The sequence below is a fragment of the Corynebacterium macclintockiae genome (genome assembly GCF_027570165.1).
Classification (GTDB): Bacteria; Actinomycetota; Actinomycetes; order Mycobacteriales; family Mycobacteriaceae; genus Corynebacterium; species Corynebacterium macclintockiae.
In genome coordinates, this window is the sequence record NZ_JAKMUV010000007.1 from 16,224 (window position 1) to 29,980 (window position 13,757).

Sequence of the window (13,757 nt, forward strand, 5' to 3'; positions counted from 1 at the left end):
GCTTTGTCCGGAGCTGTGACTAGGCTGGGGCGCAGACAAAAGTGAACTTTCGTAATACTTACGGCAAGGAGCGAAGTTGAGTTCGGAAACCCCTAACCATAGAGACTCAGTGTATGAGCGCCTGCTGCGCGAACGCATCATCTTCCTGGGCAGCCAGGTGGATGATGAGATCGCCAACGAACTGTGCGCCCAGATCCTGCTGCTGTCCGCAGAGGATCCGACGCGCGACATCAGTCTCTACATCAACTCTCCCGGTGGCTCTGTCACCGCGGGCATGGCAATCTACGACACGATGAAGTACGCGCCGTGCGACATCGCTACCTACGGGATGGGACTGGCGGCGTCCATGGGGCAGTTCCTGCTTTCCGCAGGCACCAAGGGCAAGCGCTACGCTCTGCCACACGCCCGCATTATGATGCACCAGCCTTCCGCAGGCGTGGGCGGTACCGCTGCCGACATTGCCATCCAGGCAGAACAGTTCGCCTACACCAAGCGTGAGATGGCTGAGCTGATTGCGGATTTCACCGGCCAGACGGTGGAGCAGATCACCAAGGATTCCGACCGTGACCGCTGGTTCACTGCACAGCAGGCCAAGGAATACGGTTTCGTCGACCACGTCATCACCTCTGCGAAGGAGAGCTAAGACATGTCAGAGATGCAGATGCCAGAAATGCGATACATCCTGCCGTCGTTCGTGGAGCACTCCAGCTACGGCGCGAAGGAATCCAACCCGTACAACAAGCTGTTTGAAGAGCGCATCATCTTCCTGGGTACCCAGGTTGACGACGCTTCCGCCAACGACATCATGGCGCAGCTGCTGGTGCTGGAGGGGCTGGACCCGGACCGGGACATCACGATGTACATCAACTCTCCCGGTGGTTCCTTCACCAGCCTGATGGCCATCTACGACACGATGCAGTACGTCCGCCCCGACGTGCAGACCGTCTGCCTGGGCCAGGCTGCCAGTGCGGCCGCTGTCCTGCTGGCCGCCGGAACCCCCGGCAAGCGTGCCGCTCTGCCGAACGCCCGCGTGCTGATCCACCAGCCCGCCACCGGTGGTGTGCAGGGTCAGGTTTCCGACCTGGAGATCCAGGCCAAGGAAATTGAGCGCATGCGCAAGCTCATGGAAGAGACTCTGTCCCGCCACACTGGCAAGACTGCCGAGCAGGTCCGTATCGATACCGATCGTGACAAGATCCTGACGGCCCAGGAGGCCAAGGAGTACGGCATCGTCGACCAGGTCTTCGACTACCGCAAGCTGTCGGCCCAGAAGTAGAGGCCCACGACCCGCGGGGTCGTGGGCCTCCCGGGGAATCCGGCGTGGCGCGGTAGAGTTGTAAGCCTACGAGGGTGCTAGCCTAGCTGTCCCGTAACTTCCCCGATCCGAGAAAGCCTGATAACCCGCATGCCTGAAAGTGCAGAGCTCCTGAAGTGCTCTTTCTGTGGAAAGAGCCAGAAGCAGGTCCGCAAGCTGATTGCCGGCCCTGGTGTCTACATTTGCGACGAATGTATCGAGCTTTGTAACGAGATCATCGAAGAGGAACTGCTGGCCGTCGACCCTGCGGAGGGATCGGCCAAGCTGCCGAAGCCTGCCGCCATTGCCGAGTTCCTGGATAACTACGTCATCGGCCAGGACGAGGCCAAGCGCACCCTGGCCGTGGCGGTGTACAACCACTACAAGCGCATCCAGGTTGAGGAATCTAATGCCGCCGCCCGTCGCTCTGACGACGAGGTAGAGCTGGCGAAGTCCAACATTCTTATGCTCGGCCCGACGGGCTCGGGTAAGACGTATCTGGCGCAGTCGCTCGCCCGCATGCTGGACGTACCTTTCGCTATTGCGGACGCCACCAGCTTGACCGAAGCTGGCTACGTCGGTGAAGACGTAGAAAACATCTTGCTGAAGCTTTTGCAGGCAGCTGACTTCGATGTGGCGAAGGCGCAGCGCGGCATCATCTACGTCGACGAGGTGGACAAGATTTCCCGCAAGTCGGAGAACCCGTCCATCACCCGCGACGTCTCCGGCGAGGGCGTGCAGCAGGCGCTGCTGAAGATTCTGGAAGGCACCGTCGCCGCCGTCCCGCCGCAGGGTGGGCGCAAGCACCCGAACCAGGAGTTCATCCAATTCGACACGAAGAATGTGCTGTTCATCGTGGCCGGTGCGTTCGCAGGCCTGGAGAAGGTCATCTCCGAGCGCCGCGGTAAGAAGGGCCTGGGCTTCGGCGCGGAGATCAGCGCGAAGTCTGAGGAGGATCCGAACCCGTTCCAGTTCGTGGAGCCGGAGGACCTGGTGAAGTTCGGTCTGATCCCCGAGCTGATCGGCCGACTGCCGGTGCTGACCCATGTCGGCCACCTGGACGAGGACGCACTGGTGCGGGTTCTGACCGAGCCGAAGAACTCCCTGGTGCGCCAGTACCAGCGCCTATTTGAGATGGACGGCGTGCGGCTGACCTTCGAGGACGAGGCTCTGCGGGAGATTGCCCAAAAGGCCCTGGCGCGCGAAACTGGCGCCCGTGGCCTGCGCTCCATCATGGAGACCCTGCTGCTGCCGACCATGTTCGCCATCCCGGAGGACGAGGAAACTGGGGAAGTCATTATCACCGGCGCATGCGCCCGCGGTGAGGCGGAACCGACCCTGCTGACCCACGAAGAAGTAGCAAAGCGGGATAAGAAGAGCGCCTAGTCGTGATATAGATCGTCGGAGGCCGAGGGGGCGTCACTAACCTCGCTATCCCCATCCCGCGAATCGGCGTAGAGCGACGCGGCGACCGACGAACCGATCACCGACGAGTGTGAAGCGTGAGTGTATGAATTACCCTGCTTCGTTGGCATCGTCGTGGTGAGGAAAGCGATGACCGCGTCGCAGGTGAGGTTGCGCAGGCCGGCCTCGTTGGACGCCTCCCTAGAATCCATGCCATACAGCGCGTGGAACGTGGTGCCCTGGGTGACGGCGAAAGAGCACAGCGCGGTAATCAGGGCATAAGTGTCCTCCGCGGACACACCGTTGCGGAACGCGCCAATGTCGTGGCCACGCATCAGAACACGATCGATGTGCAGCACGACGGGCGAATCCTCCAGCACGCCTACGCGGTGCACCAGCTCCGGGTCGCCCAGAAGATTTTCGGCCACAATCAAGCGCACAGATTCCGGGTGCGTGGCGAAGCGGGTATAGGTAGCGCCGACGAGGTTGCGCATCTCGCGGACGGGGGAGCGGTCCATCTCCGGGTTGTCATAGCCGTTCAGCGGCACGGGCCAAATGGAAGAGTGCGCATAACGCAGAGCTTCCTCATAGAGCCGGCTGGGGGAGGCGAGCAGATCGCACGTTGCCGACACGCGGGCAACCCGGGCGATGGTGGCCAAGTGCTGGGAAGTAAAGGCAGCACCGACCCGCACGGCGATGGTCACGGCGGCGTTCATGGCCCGGATGTACTGCTGATCGCTCAGCGCATACCAGGCCGCAGAAGCGGGGAGGTGGGGCTTATTTTGCACCAAAGTAGTTTATCTACCCACCGGGTTAACCTGCAGCGATGTGCAGTAACTGAGGGTGCGATCGGGGGTGGTGGGAAAGGCGAGGAATGGCAAGCTACGCCCTAGGGTGCGGAGCCTGACCTGCCGTGCCATGCAGGTCAACGGGAGGGTCATTACAGTGGGAAGCGGTTTAAAAATAATCTGAGAAACCTGCTTTCAAAGGAGCCCAGCGTGACCACTAACAACCAGAACGCCGTCACCGTCACCGTTACGGGTGCGGGTGGCCAGATTGGCTACTCCCTGCTGTTCCGCATCGCCAAGGGTGAAGTCTTCGGCGACCGGGTGGTGAACCTCCGACTGCTGGAGACCGAGCACGGTGTGCAGGCTGCACGTGGCGTGGCACTGGAGCTGGCCGACTGCGCCTACCCACTGCTGGGCGAGGTCACCATCACCACCGACATCAACGAGGGCTTCAAGGACGCCAACGCGGTGTTCCTGGTCGGTGCGAAGCCGCGCCAGAAGGGCGAGGAGCGCGCCGACCTGCTGGCCGCCAACGGCAAGATCTTCGGCCCCCAGGGCAAAGCCATTGCCGAGCACGCTGCCGACGACGTGCGCGTTATCGTGGTCGGCAACCCGGCAAACACCAACGCCGCGATCGTCGCCGCCCACGCCGAGGGGTTGGATCCCCGCCGCATCACCGCCCTGACTCGCCTGGACCACAACCGCGGCCTGGCTCAGGTGGCGGAGAAGCTGGGCGTGGCTGTCCGCGACCTGAAGAACATGATCGTCTGGGGCAACCACTCCGCCACCCAGTTCCCGGACGTCACGGAGCTGACGCTGAATGGCGAGAAGATCGCCGACAAGCTGGACGCAGCATGGGTGAACGACGAGTTCATCCCGCGCGTAGCTAAGCGCGGCGCGGAGATCATTGAGGTGCGCGGCCGTTCCTCCGCAGCCTCCGCCGCCAACGGCGCGCTGGATCACATGCGCGACTGGGTGAACGGCACTGCCGAGGGCAACTGGGTTTCCGTCGCTCTGCCCTCCGATGGTTCCTATGGGATCCCGGAAGGCCTCGTGTTCTCCTTCCCCTGCCGCTCCGTCAACGGCGAGTGGGAGATCGTGCAGGGACTGGAGATCAGCCCGGCGCAGCAGGAGCGCATCGACGCAAACGTGAAGGAACTGCAGGAGGAAAAGGCAGCGGTCGTGGAAGCTGGCCTGCTGTAACTGAGCCGCTAATTAGCCTTAAACTAGCCGCTAGCAAACCTCTAGTTTTCAACTAGAAACTTTTTTGCCCATACCGCCACCCGGCCACCTGGTCGGGTGGTTTTATGTATGGCATGAACTCACCAACTGAAACCACAGCCCCGATCCACTCCCAGCACCGCCAGCACTCCCTGTTTAATCAGCTGTCCGCCCGCGCCGGGTGGGTATTGCCCAACATTCCCGAAATCCTGCTGCGGGTACTCGGCACTCGCACGAACTCTGACGGCGACCGGCTGGACGCCGACGTTCGCGCCTCCAGCCTGGTCACCGATTTGATGCACCCCGCGGACTATTCCCATCAGCCTGTCGCGAAAACCCGCGCAGTAGTGGAAGACGCTGCCTACATGGCCGGTGGGCGCGTCAGGCCGGTTGGTTCGGTGGTGGAGGAGCAGATCCGCGGCGTGCGGGTGCGCCACTACCGGCCAACCGGTGCTGTGACACCCGACCAGGACCTGCCGACCCTGGTGTACTTCCACGGTGGCGGCTGGGTGGTTGGCTCCCTCGACTCGCACGATTCGACCTGCCGCTGGCTGTGCGAAAGCGCCCGTGTGGCGGTGCTGGCCGTGGATTATCGCTTGGCCCCGGAGCATCCTTTCCCCGCCGCGCCGGATGACTGCTGTGCCGTTGTGGAGGCCGCGATGGCGGGTGAAGTGAGGGGCGTCGATAAGAAAAAGGTGGCCATCGGCGGCGACTCTGCGGGAGGCAACCTGGCCGCCGTGGTGTGCCTGCGCCGGAAGCGGCAAGGGCAGGAGCAGCCGCGGGCTCAGCTGCTATTTGTGCCGGTCACGAACCTCGCGCAGATGGATACGCCTAGCCACAAGGAGTTCGCCAAGGGCTACTTCCTGACCCATGCGCACATGCGGTGGTACCGCGACCAGTACCTCACCGACGAGGCGCAGCGCCAGGATCCGGACGTGTCCCCGCTGCTGGCTGATGATGTGAGTGGGGTCGCTCCGGCATATGTAGCCGTCGCCGGGTTCGATCCTCTGCGTGACGAGGGCGCGGCCTATGCGGACAAGCTGCGCCAGGCAGGGGTTCCTGTTTCTTTCCGACGCCACCCCGGCCTGATCCACCCCTTCGTGAATTCTTCGGGAGTGTGGCATGGTGCCGCGCGGGCGTTGGACGAAGCCGCCGGTGTGCTGCGGGCGGCGCTGGAGATGTAGGCGCGCGAGATGTAGGCGGGGTTGTACAGCCCGTCCGGGCCGTCTACTAGACTGGGCAAGCGTGAGTGACTCCAGTTCTAAGGCAAATGGCTCTAACCAGATTGGTGCTGACCGCTCGGCACAGCTTCCCGCGGCATGGGACCCCGCCGCGGTAGAGGAAAACCTGTACCAGGGGTGGGTGGATTCCGGCTACTTCAAGGCTGACCCGGCCAGCGATAAGCCACCTTTTAGCATTGTGCTGCCGCCGCCGAACGTGACCGGCCAGCTGCACATGGGCCACGCACTGGACCACACCCTGATGGATGCGATGGCTCGCCGCAAGCGCATGCAGGGCTTCGAGGTCCTGTGGCTGCCGGGCTCCGACCACGCGGGTATTGCCACCCAGACGAAGGTCGAGGCCAACCTGAAGGAAACCGAGGGCAAGGATCGCTTCGACTATGGCCGCGAGGCCTTCGTGGAAAAGGTCTGGGAGTGGAAGGACCAGTACGGTGGCGTGATCCAGCGCCAGATGCGCGCCATCGGTGACTCGGTGGATTGGTCGCGCGAGCGCTTCACTCTGGACGATGGCCTGTCCCGCGCGGTGCAGACCATGTTCAAGGAGCTTTTTGACGCCGGCCTGATCTACCGAGCGAATCGCATGGTGAACTGGTCTCCTGTGCTACAGACCGCAATCTCTGACATTGAGGTCGTGTATTCCGAGGATGAGGGTGAGCTGGTTAGCATCCGCTATGGCTCTCTGGACGATGCCGAACCACACGTGATTGTTGCGACGACGCGTGTGGAAACAATGCTGGGTGACGTGGCTGTAGCTGTGCACCCAGAGGATGAGCGCTATGCGGATCTGGTGGGCAAGACCTTGCCGCACCCGTTCCTGCCAGATCGCCAGATGGTTGTGGTGGCCGACGACTACGTCGACCCGGAGTTCGGTACTGGTGCCGTGAAGATCACCCCGGCGCACGACCCGAACGACTTCGCGTTGGGCCAGCGCCACGACCTGCCGATGCCGGTGATCATGGACGAGACCGGCCACATCGCGAACACCGGCACGGAGTTCGACGGGATGGAGCGCTACGAGGCGCGCGAGAAGATCCGCCTGGCGCTGGAGGAGCAGGGCCGCATCGTGGCCCGCAAGTTCCCCTACGTGCACAGCGTGGGCCACTCCGAGCGTTCCAAGGAAGCCGTGGAGCCACGTCTGTCCGAGCAGTGGTTCGTCAAGGTTGACGAGCTGGCGAAGATGTCCGGCGATGCCATCCGCTCCGGCGACTCGGTGATCCACCCGGCCTCCCAGGAACCGCGCTGGTTCGACTGGGTGGACGACATGCACGACTGGTGCATTTCCCGCCAGCTGTGGTGGGGCCACCGCATTCCGATCTGGTACGGCCCGAACGGCGAGATCGTGTGCTGCGGACCGGACGATGAAGCCCCGACGGGCGAGGGGTGGTACCAGGACGAGGACGTGCTGGATACTTGGTTCAGCTCCGCCCTGTGGCCGTTCTCTACGATGGGCTGGCCGGAGAAGACCCCGGAGCTGGAGAAGTTCTATCCCACCAGCGTGCTGGTGACCGGCTACGACATCCTGTTCTTCTGGGTTGCCCGCATGATGATGTTCGCCACCTTCGCCTCCAAGCGCACCACCGAGGTGCTGGGCACGGGCAAGGACGGACGCCCGCAGATCCCATTCAAGGACATTTTCCTGCACGGCCTGGTGCGCGACGAGCACGGCCGCAAGATGTCCAAGTCCCTAGGCAACGGCATCGACCCTATGGACTGGGTGCGCGACTATGGTGCGGATGCGCTGCGCTTCACCCTGGCGCGTGGCGCCAACCCGGGCTCCGACCTGCCGGTGGGTGAGGATGCCGCACAGTCTTCCCGCAACTTCGCCACCAAGCTGTACAACGCCACCAAGTTCGCCCTTATGAACGGTGCGCACGTCGGTGAGCTGCCGGCTCGCGATACGCTGACGGACGCCGACCGCTGGATCCTGGATCGCCTGGAGGAAGTCCGCCAGCTGGTGGATGACGCTCTGGACCGCTACGAGTTCTCCCTGGCCAACGAAAACCTGTACCGCTTCGCCTGGGGCGAGTTCTGCGACTGGTACCTGGAGATCGCGAAGGTGCAGATCCCGCGCGATTGGGACAGCGCCACTGAGGAGCAAGTCCAGCGGGGCATCAGCACCCAGATCGTGCTGGGTCGCGTGCTGGACGCAGTGCTGCGCCTGCTGCACCCCGCCATGCCTTTCGTCACCGAGACGCTCTGGAAGGCACTGACAGCTGGGGAAGAGGGTTACTCCGAATCCCTGGTCACTGCCGACTGGCCGACCGCCGACCTGACCAACGGTGGGGTGGAGACTGACGCCGACGCGGTGCGCCGCATGGCTGACGTGGACAAGCTGGTCACCGAGCTGCGTCGCTTCCGCAGCGACCAGGGCGTGAAGCCCTCCCAGAAGGTGCCCGCTGCCCTGGACTTCGCCGCCGCCGACCTGGCCGACTTCGAGGACGCCGTGCGTTCGCTGGTGCGCCTGGAAACCCCGGCCGAAGACTTCGCTGAGACCGCATCCATCGAGGTGCGCCTGTCCCAGGCCACCATCGCGGTGCAGCTGGATACCTCCGGCACCGTAGACGTGGCCGCGGAGCGCAAGCGCCTGGAGAAGGACCTCGCGGCAGCGCAGAAGGAGCTGGACAACGCAGCGAAGAAGCTGGGTAACGAGAACTTCCTAGCCAAGGCGCCGGAGAAGGTTGTCGAGGGAATCCGCGAGCGCCAGCGCGTTGCGCAGGAGGAATTCGATCGCATCACCGCCCGCCTGGAAGGTCTGCCGAAGGCATGACCGACGATAAAACCACCGACGACAAGCTCGGGGATAGCTACCCGGAAGAGGTAACCCTCGACGAGGCAGGCCTGGCTCTGCCTATCGACGGCGTGGGGTCGGATGAGGCTGAGGTGGCGTCACCAAAAGAAAGGCCCATAACCCCCGACGACCTGGCCGCCCTGGCCGAGGTTGACGCGGAACTGAACCTGCGGTGGCCAGAGACGAAGATCGACCCGACGCTCGAGCGGGTGGAGATGCTGATGGACCTGCTTGGTCACCCGGAGCGTGCATTCCCGGTGATTCACGTGGCGGGTACGAACGGCAAGACCTCCGTGGTGCGGATGATCGAATCGCTAATGCGCGCGTTCCACCGCCGCACCGGGCGGACTACCAGCCCGCACCTGCAGATCGTCACCGAACGCATCGCCATCGACGGTAAGCCGCTGCACCCGCGCGACTACGTGGACACCTGGCGCGACATTCAGCCGATGGTGGAGATGGTGGACGCGAAAAGCCAGGCCGAAGGCGGCCCGCAGATGAGCAAGTTCGAGGTGCTGGTGGCCATGGCCTATGCGGCCTTCGCCGATGCGCCGGTGGACGTCGCCGTGGTGGAGACCGGCATGGGCGGGCGCTGGGACGCGACGAATGTGGTGAACTCCGACGTTGCCGTGATCACCCCGATAGGGCTGGATCACACGGACTACCTGGGCGACACGTTGGAGCAGATCGCGGGCGAGAAGGCAGGCATCATCAAGGCTCGCTGGGACGCCGATGACCTGCTGACCCCGCCGGATAACGTGACTATCGTCGCCGAACAGGAGCCCGAAGCGATGCGCGTGATCCTGGAAGAAGCGGTCGCCAAGGATTCCGCGGTTGCCCGTGCGGGTAGCGAATTCGGTGTGGTGTCCAGCCAGATCGCAGTGGGTGGGCAGAGCCTGACCATCCGCGGCCTGGCCGGGGAATACGAGGACATCTTCCTGCCCCTATCCGGCGAGCACCAGGCGCGCAATGCGGCTGTGGCGCTGGCAGCCGTCGAAGCCTTCTTTGGCGCCGGGGCAGATCGGAAGCTGGACGTGGACATTGTGCGCCAGGGCTTTGCCTCCGTTGCCTCGCCCGGCCGACTAGAGCGCGTGCGTTCCACCCCGAGCGTGTTCATCGACGCTTCCCACAATCCGCACGGAGCCAAGGCTCTGGCTGCGGCCATCGACCGCGACTTCGAGTTCCGCAGGCTTGTCGGCGTGATCGGCGTGCTGGGGGACAAGGACGCCCGCGGTATCCTGGCCGCTCTGGAGCCCGTGATGGACGAGGTCGTGGTGACGGAAGTGAATTCCCCGCGCGCCCTGCCCGTCGATGTGTTGGCCGAGTACGCGCGCGATGCCTTCGGCGAGGAGCGCGTGCACGTGGCAGCTAACCTGCCCGGCGCCGTGGAGCTAGCCACTCAGCTGGCCGAAGATGACGAAGATGGTGTGCTGTCGGGCGCGGGCGTGCTGATTACCGGCTCCGTTGTGACGGCTGGGGAGGCCCGTACGCTGTTTGGCAAGGAACCGGCGTAGCGCACACGGGCACACTGGCACTGGCACAGGCGCCGAAAGAAGTATTCAATCCGGAAGAATTAGCAGAACTAGCAAGGAGCTGCACGATCGTGGCACAGAACCCGCACAACCGCACCGGGGCTGGCAAACGGGCCGACAAACAGGCTGGCAAGCAGGTGGGGCAGCAGGTCGAATACGGCCCGCTAGGTCCAGGCCAGGCCCCCGCGAACGATCCCCTGAAGGGACTGCGCGGAGTGATGGCAGGCACCCACATCATGGAGGCCATCGTTATCCTGCTGGTTCTCACCGTGATTACGCGAGTGGACGCCGGCGCCTCCGCCACCACCTTCAACATGGTTTACGTCATCGGACTGGGCGCTGCCATGATCGTGGCGGCTTTCCTGCAGAAGCTGAAATGGGCGGATTGGCTGAACATCGGTCTGCAGGTGCTGGCCGTTGCGGGTTTCATTGTGCACCCGGCGATGGGTGCGATGGGCGTGATCTTCGCCCTGTGCTGGTGGTACGTTTACCACCTTCGCTCGAACCTGCTGCGCCGGATGGAGCGCGGTCTGCTGCCCTCACAGCACCTCGATGAGGAAGGGAACGTGCGCCGTCCAGCTACCCCCGCTGAGTAATCTTTATGACGCCACATTCGCAACTGCTTTAACATCAGTAACAGTGACCAGGGGATACCCCGAAAGGGGGTGATGTGCCCGCTACCCCCGAATGTGTCTTAATATGCGCATCATGACGTTGACGCGCCGCGCATTCTTCCGCTCATCCACCGCCCTTGGAGCCGCCGTAGGTGGCACCCTCCTCTTCGCCAACCGCAACAATATGGGGGTCTTTTCCTCCGCTGACAACGCCGCCAGCCCAACCGACCCAGCCAACCCTGCCACCCCAGCCAACCCTGGTCAGTTAGCAGAATTTACGGCGACGGGAATCGGCGTCAACCAGAAGGGACAGCTTCCCGGAGGCACCGGGTACCTAACGATTACCTTTCCGCCCGCGGCGGCTGAGGAGACCACGGCGACGCTCCGCTTTGAGTTCGCGGGCGGGCGCACGGAAGATCGCGTGGTGCACGCCGAGGCGCACGACCGCGAGGGCGACGATTCCGCCCTGAAATCCGACCCCGTGAACCCTCCGGAAGGGGCTACCGAGGTCTGGCTGCCCGCCGACCTCAACGATCCGGCGACCCGGGTGTTCCTGCACGTCGTCGAGGCTCCAAAGGGGGAGGAAGAGAAGATCTTCGGCGCGGGCATCGCACCCTATTCCGCGCCTGGTCTTCCCACGGATCCGGCTGATCTGCAGAGCAGCCTGGAGACCGGTGCTGCGGGTGTGGTCGGCTCGCTGGCGCTGGCGGGAACCATTGCTGGAATCCTGGCGTCTAGTGGCTTGGCAATTCCGGGGCTGCCCGCCCCAGGCGGTGGCATCGGCGGTGGCGCGAACGTGATCGACGGCCTGCGCGTTGTTTCCCGTCGCGAATGGGGCGCCAACGAATCACTGATGGGGTGGACGCCCCGCTTCACCCGCGCGCAACTCATCACCGTGCACCACACCGCCATGGCCACCCCAGCCAACGGCGATTATGCCGCGAACGTCCGCAGTATCTATGCCTTCCACGCCTCCAGCGCGAATGGTGGGCGCGGCTGGGGCGATATCGGCTACCACCTGCTGATCGCCCCGGACGGCACCGTGTTCCAGGGCCGCACCACCGGCACGGATGGCCAGGCGGTGTTCCAGTCCGGCAGCCTGGGAGGTACGCCGATGTCCGTGACCGCAGGGCACGTGTACAACGCAAACGACGGCAACATTGGTGTGTGCTTGCTGGGTAACTTTATGACGCAAAGCCCGACCCCCGCTGCCATCGATTCCCTCGTGCGCGTCCTACGCCACCTGTGCCACGGTCTGGGCCTGGATCCGCGCGGCAGCGTGCGCTACGTCAACAACGCAGCTCGCCTGAACCTGACCCGCCGGACGATTACCGGCCACCGCGACTGGGGCGACGTATCCACGGCAACGGCGTGCCCGGGTGACCGCGCGTATGCCTTGATGGACCAGGTGCGCGGTCGCGTGTAGCAGTGGGGTGCTGCGGCGCTGTAGCGCCAGGGTGTTGTGGCGCTGTAGCGCCGTGACGCCACGTGTAGAATTGCTGGCATGACTGAACGCACTCTGATTCTGATCAAGCCCGATGGCGTGAAGAACGGCCACGTGGGCGAAATTATTTCTCGCATCGAAAAGAAGGGTCTGAAGCTCGTCGAGCTGGACCTGCGCACCGCTGACCGCGAGACCGCGGAGAAGCACTACGCTGAGCACGCCGACAAGCCTTTCTTCGGCGAGCTGGTGGACTTCATCACCTCCGCTCCGCTGGTTGCAGCCATCGTTGAGGGCGAGTCCGCTATCGCTGCTTGGCGTCAGCTGGCCGGCGGCACCCACCCGGTCGAGAAGGCCACCCCGGGCACCATCCGCGGCGACTTCGCACTGACCGTTGGTGAGAACGTTGTCCACGGCTCCGACTCCCCGGAGTCCGCTGAGCGCGAGATCGGCATCTGGTTCCCGAACCTGTAAAAAGCTAGACAAATAAACCGCGGGCGCATCGCGTCCGCGGTTTTTGCGTGTTGCGTGTTAAAGGGGGTGCGTGCTTGGTCGTAGCCGCGGTATTATCCGGCGCATTATCCGCCGTAGTGCTGCTGGAATTTCTGTGAACCTTCTTCCGTCAGTGTTACCCAGTTCAGCGCACCATCGGCGGAGCGCAGCTCGCGGATCTTCACCGCATTTCCCTGCTTGACCAGTTTGTTCAGAGCCTCGTCTGCCTCTTTCGCGGTCCAGCCGTAGTGCGCTAGATCCTCCTTCAGCCTGTCGCTGAGCATCTGCAGCCCGCCCGGCACGCAGCGGCGGCAGTAAAGAAATGCGTGCAGCCACTCCACGGGGGTTTCAATCTTGATGTCCCGATCAAGCTTTTCTGGGGTGGTGTAGCGGGCGGGGCGCCAGGCGTCAAAAGAAATAACCCAGTAGGCAACCCCCACGGTAATGAGTGCGGCAACACCTGCGTAGGCCCACCGACCGCTGCCAACAACCATCGACGCGACCTGGGATAGTCCGAAAACCAACCCCAGCAACAGCACGAGGCGACCTTCCTCCTTCCAGCTGAAGGGGGTGCGGGCGGCCTCGACGCCCGTCTTCATGGGGGAGTAGTCGTTCCCGCGCACGCCGCCCCGTCGCAGGTAGCGCCACCACACCACGCAAGCCACGACGGCGGTGACGAGGATCCCCAGTGCGGGCAGCGGACCGTTTAGCGGCGAACACAGGATCAGCATCATTGCTGCAAACACGATAGCCAATGCGAACTGCGCGCCTTTGTTCGGCTTCATACTGTTGGTTACGTCCGTCAGAACCGCACGATCGAAAGCTTTAGGGGGCTGCGTGGGGGTTGGCATAGCGACTAGCGTAACAGCCGGTTTCGGCGCGTTCGCTGCACTGTCGGGTGGATATGAGACAATGGGTGCAGATCGGATGCCCACAACGATG

12 protein-coding genes are annotated in these 13,757 nt (G+C 63.6%); 10 read left to right on the forward strand and 2 right to left on the reverse strand.

All coding sequences use genetic code 11. The features are described 5' to 3' along the window. Positions 1–76 precede the first annotated feature (76 nt). The 3 genes from L8U58_RS06775 (at position 77) to clpX (ending at position 2,680) form a co-directional block, all read left to right on the forward strand. A complete protein-coding gene (locus tag L8U58_RS06775; protein WP_034976369.1) occupies positions 77–643 on the forward strand; it encodes an ATP-dependent Clp protease proteolytic subunit in 567 nt (188 codons plus the stop codon). Positions 644–646: 3 nt separating this feature from the next. Then, on the forward strand, positions 647–1,276 hold the full coding sequence (locus L8U58_RS06780) for an ATP-dependent Clp protease proteolytic subunit (protein ID WP_192816015.1): 630 nt from the start codon (positions 647–649) through the stop codon (positions 1,274–1,276). Between the two features lie 129 nt (positions 1,277–1,405). Further along, positions 1,406–2,680, forward strand: coding sequence for an ATP-dependent Clp protease ATP-binding subunit ClpX (gene clpX, locus L8U58_RS06785; RefSeq protein ID WP_034966930.1), 1,275 nt, complete (start codon positions 1,406–1,408; stop codon positions 2,678–2,680). Here clpX and L8U58_RS06790 read toward each other — a convergent pair. Continuing rightward, positions 2,677–3,486, reverse strand: coding sequence for a hypothetical protein (locus tag L8U58_RS06790; RefSeq protein ID WP_230580269.1), 810 nt, complete (start codon positions 3,484–3,486; stop codon positions 2,677–2,679). The two genes, clpX and L8U58_RS06790, sit on opposite strands and share 4 nt — an antisense overlap. Before the next feature lie 210 nt (positions 3,487–3,696). On the opposite strand from L8U58_RS06790, the gene L8U58_RS06795 reads away from it, so the two are divergent. The 7 genes from L8U58_RS06795 (at position 3,697) to ndk (ending at position 12,797) form a co-directional block, all read left to right on the forward strand. Continuing rightward, positions 3,697–4,689: a malate dehydrogenase gene (locus tag L8U58_RS06795; RefSeq protein WP_034966939.1), complete on the forward strand. Its 993-nt coding sequence runs from the start codon at positions 3,697–3,699 to the stop codon at positions 4,687–4,689. A gap of 113 nt (positions 4,690–4,802) precedes the next feature. After that, positions 4,803–5,891 carry an alpha/beta hydrolase gene (locus L8U58_RS06800; protein ID WP_269954987.1) on the forward strand — a complete coding sequence of 363 codons (1,089 nt, stop codon included), beginning with the start codon at positions 4,803–4,805 and terminating at the stop codon, positions 5,889–5,891. Positions 5,892–5,952: 61 nt separating this feature from the next. After that, positions 5,953–8,715, forward strand: coding sequence for a valine--tRNA ligase (locus tag L8U58_RS06805; protein WP_269954988.1), 2,763 nt, complete (start codon positions 5,953–5,955; stop codon positions 8,713–8,715). Next, the gene (gene folC, locus L8U58_RS06810) at positions 8,712–10,250 is read left to right on the forward strand and encodes a bifunctional tetrahydrofolate synthase/dihydrofolate synthase (RefSeq protein WP_269954989.1); all 1,539 of its coding nucleotides are present in this window, start codon (positions 8,712–8,714) and stop codon (positions 10,248–10,250) included. The genes L8U58_RS06805 and folC overlap by 4 nt, the downstream gene beginning before the upstream one ends. Positions 10,251–10,405: 155 nt before the next feature. Continuing rightward, positions 10,406–10,864 carry a DUF4233 domain-containing protein gene (locus L8U58_RS06815; protein WP_237744206.1) on the forward strand — a complete coding sequence of 153 codons (459 nt, stop codon included), beginning with the start codon at positions 10,406–10,408 and terminating at the stop codon, positions 10,862–10,864. 112 nt (positions 10,865–10,976) lie between these two features. After that, the gene (locus L8U58_RS06820) at positions 10,977–12,308 is read left to right on the forward strand and encodes a peptidoglycan recognition protein family protein (RefSeq protein ID WP_269954990.1); all 1,332 of its coding nucleotides are present in this window, start codon (positions 10,977–10,979) and stop codon (positions 12,306–12,308) included. 78 nt (positions 12,309–12,386) lie between these two features. Continuing rightward, positions 12,387–12,797, forward strand: coding sequence for a nucleoside-diphosphate kinase (gene ndk / locus L8U58_RS06825; RefSeq protein WP_269954991.1), 411 nt, complete (start codon positions 12,387–12,389; stop codon positions 12,795–12,797). 104 nt (positions 12,798–12,901) lie between these two features. Here ndk and L8U58_RS06830 read toward each other — a convergent pair whose 3' ends face one another. Continuing rightward, complete coding sequence (locus L8U58_RS06830; RefSeq protein WP_269954992.1) at positions 12,902–13,666, reverse strand: hypothetical protein; 765 nt, start codon at positions 13,664–13,666, stop codon at positions 12,902–12,904. Positions 13,667–13,757: the final 91 nt, after the last annotated feature.

What these genes read in the sequence shown, in the direction of transcription:
- L8U58_RS06780 (WP_192816015.1), top strand. Translation starts at nt 647, where the DNA reads ATGTCAGAGATGCAGATGCCAGAAATGCGATACATCCTGCCGTCGTTC.
- clpX (WP_034966930.1), top strand. Translation starts at nt 1,406, where the DNA reads ATGCCTGAAAGTGCAGAGCTCCTGAAGTGCTCTTTCTGTGGAAAGAGC.
- L8U58_RS06800 (WP_269954987.1), top strand. Translation starts at nt 4,803, where the DNA reads ATGAACTCACCAACTGAAACCACAGCCCCGATCCACTCCCAGCACCGC.
- folC (WP_269954989.1), top strand. Translation starts at nt 8,712, where the DNA reads ATGACCGACGATAAAACCACCGACGACAAGCTCGGGGATAGCTACCCG.
- L8U58_RS06820 (WP_269954990.1), top strand. Translation starts at nt 10,977, where the DNA reads ATGACGTTGACGCGCCGCGCATTCTTCCGCTCATCCACCGCCCTTGGA.
- ndk (WP_269954991.1), top strand. Translation starts at nt 12,387, where the DNA reads ATGACTGAACGCACTCTGATTCTGATCAAGCCCGATGGCGTGAAGAAC.
- L8U58_RS06830 (WP_269954992.1), bottom strand. Translation starts at nt 13,666, where the DNA reads ATGCCAACCCCCACGCAGCCCCCTAAAGCTTTCGATCGTGCGGTTCTG.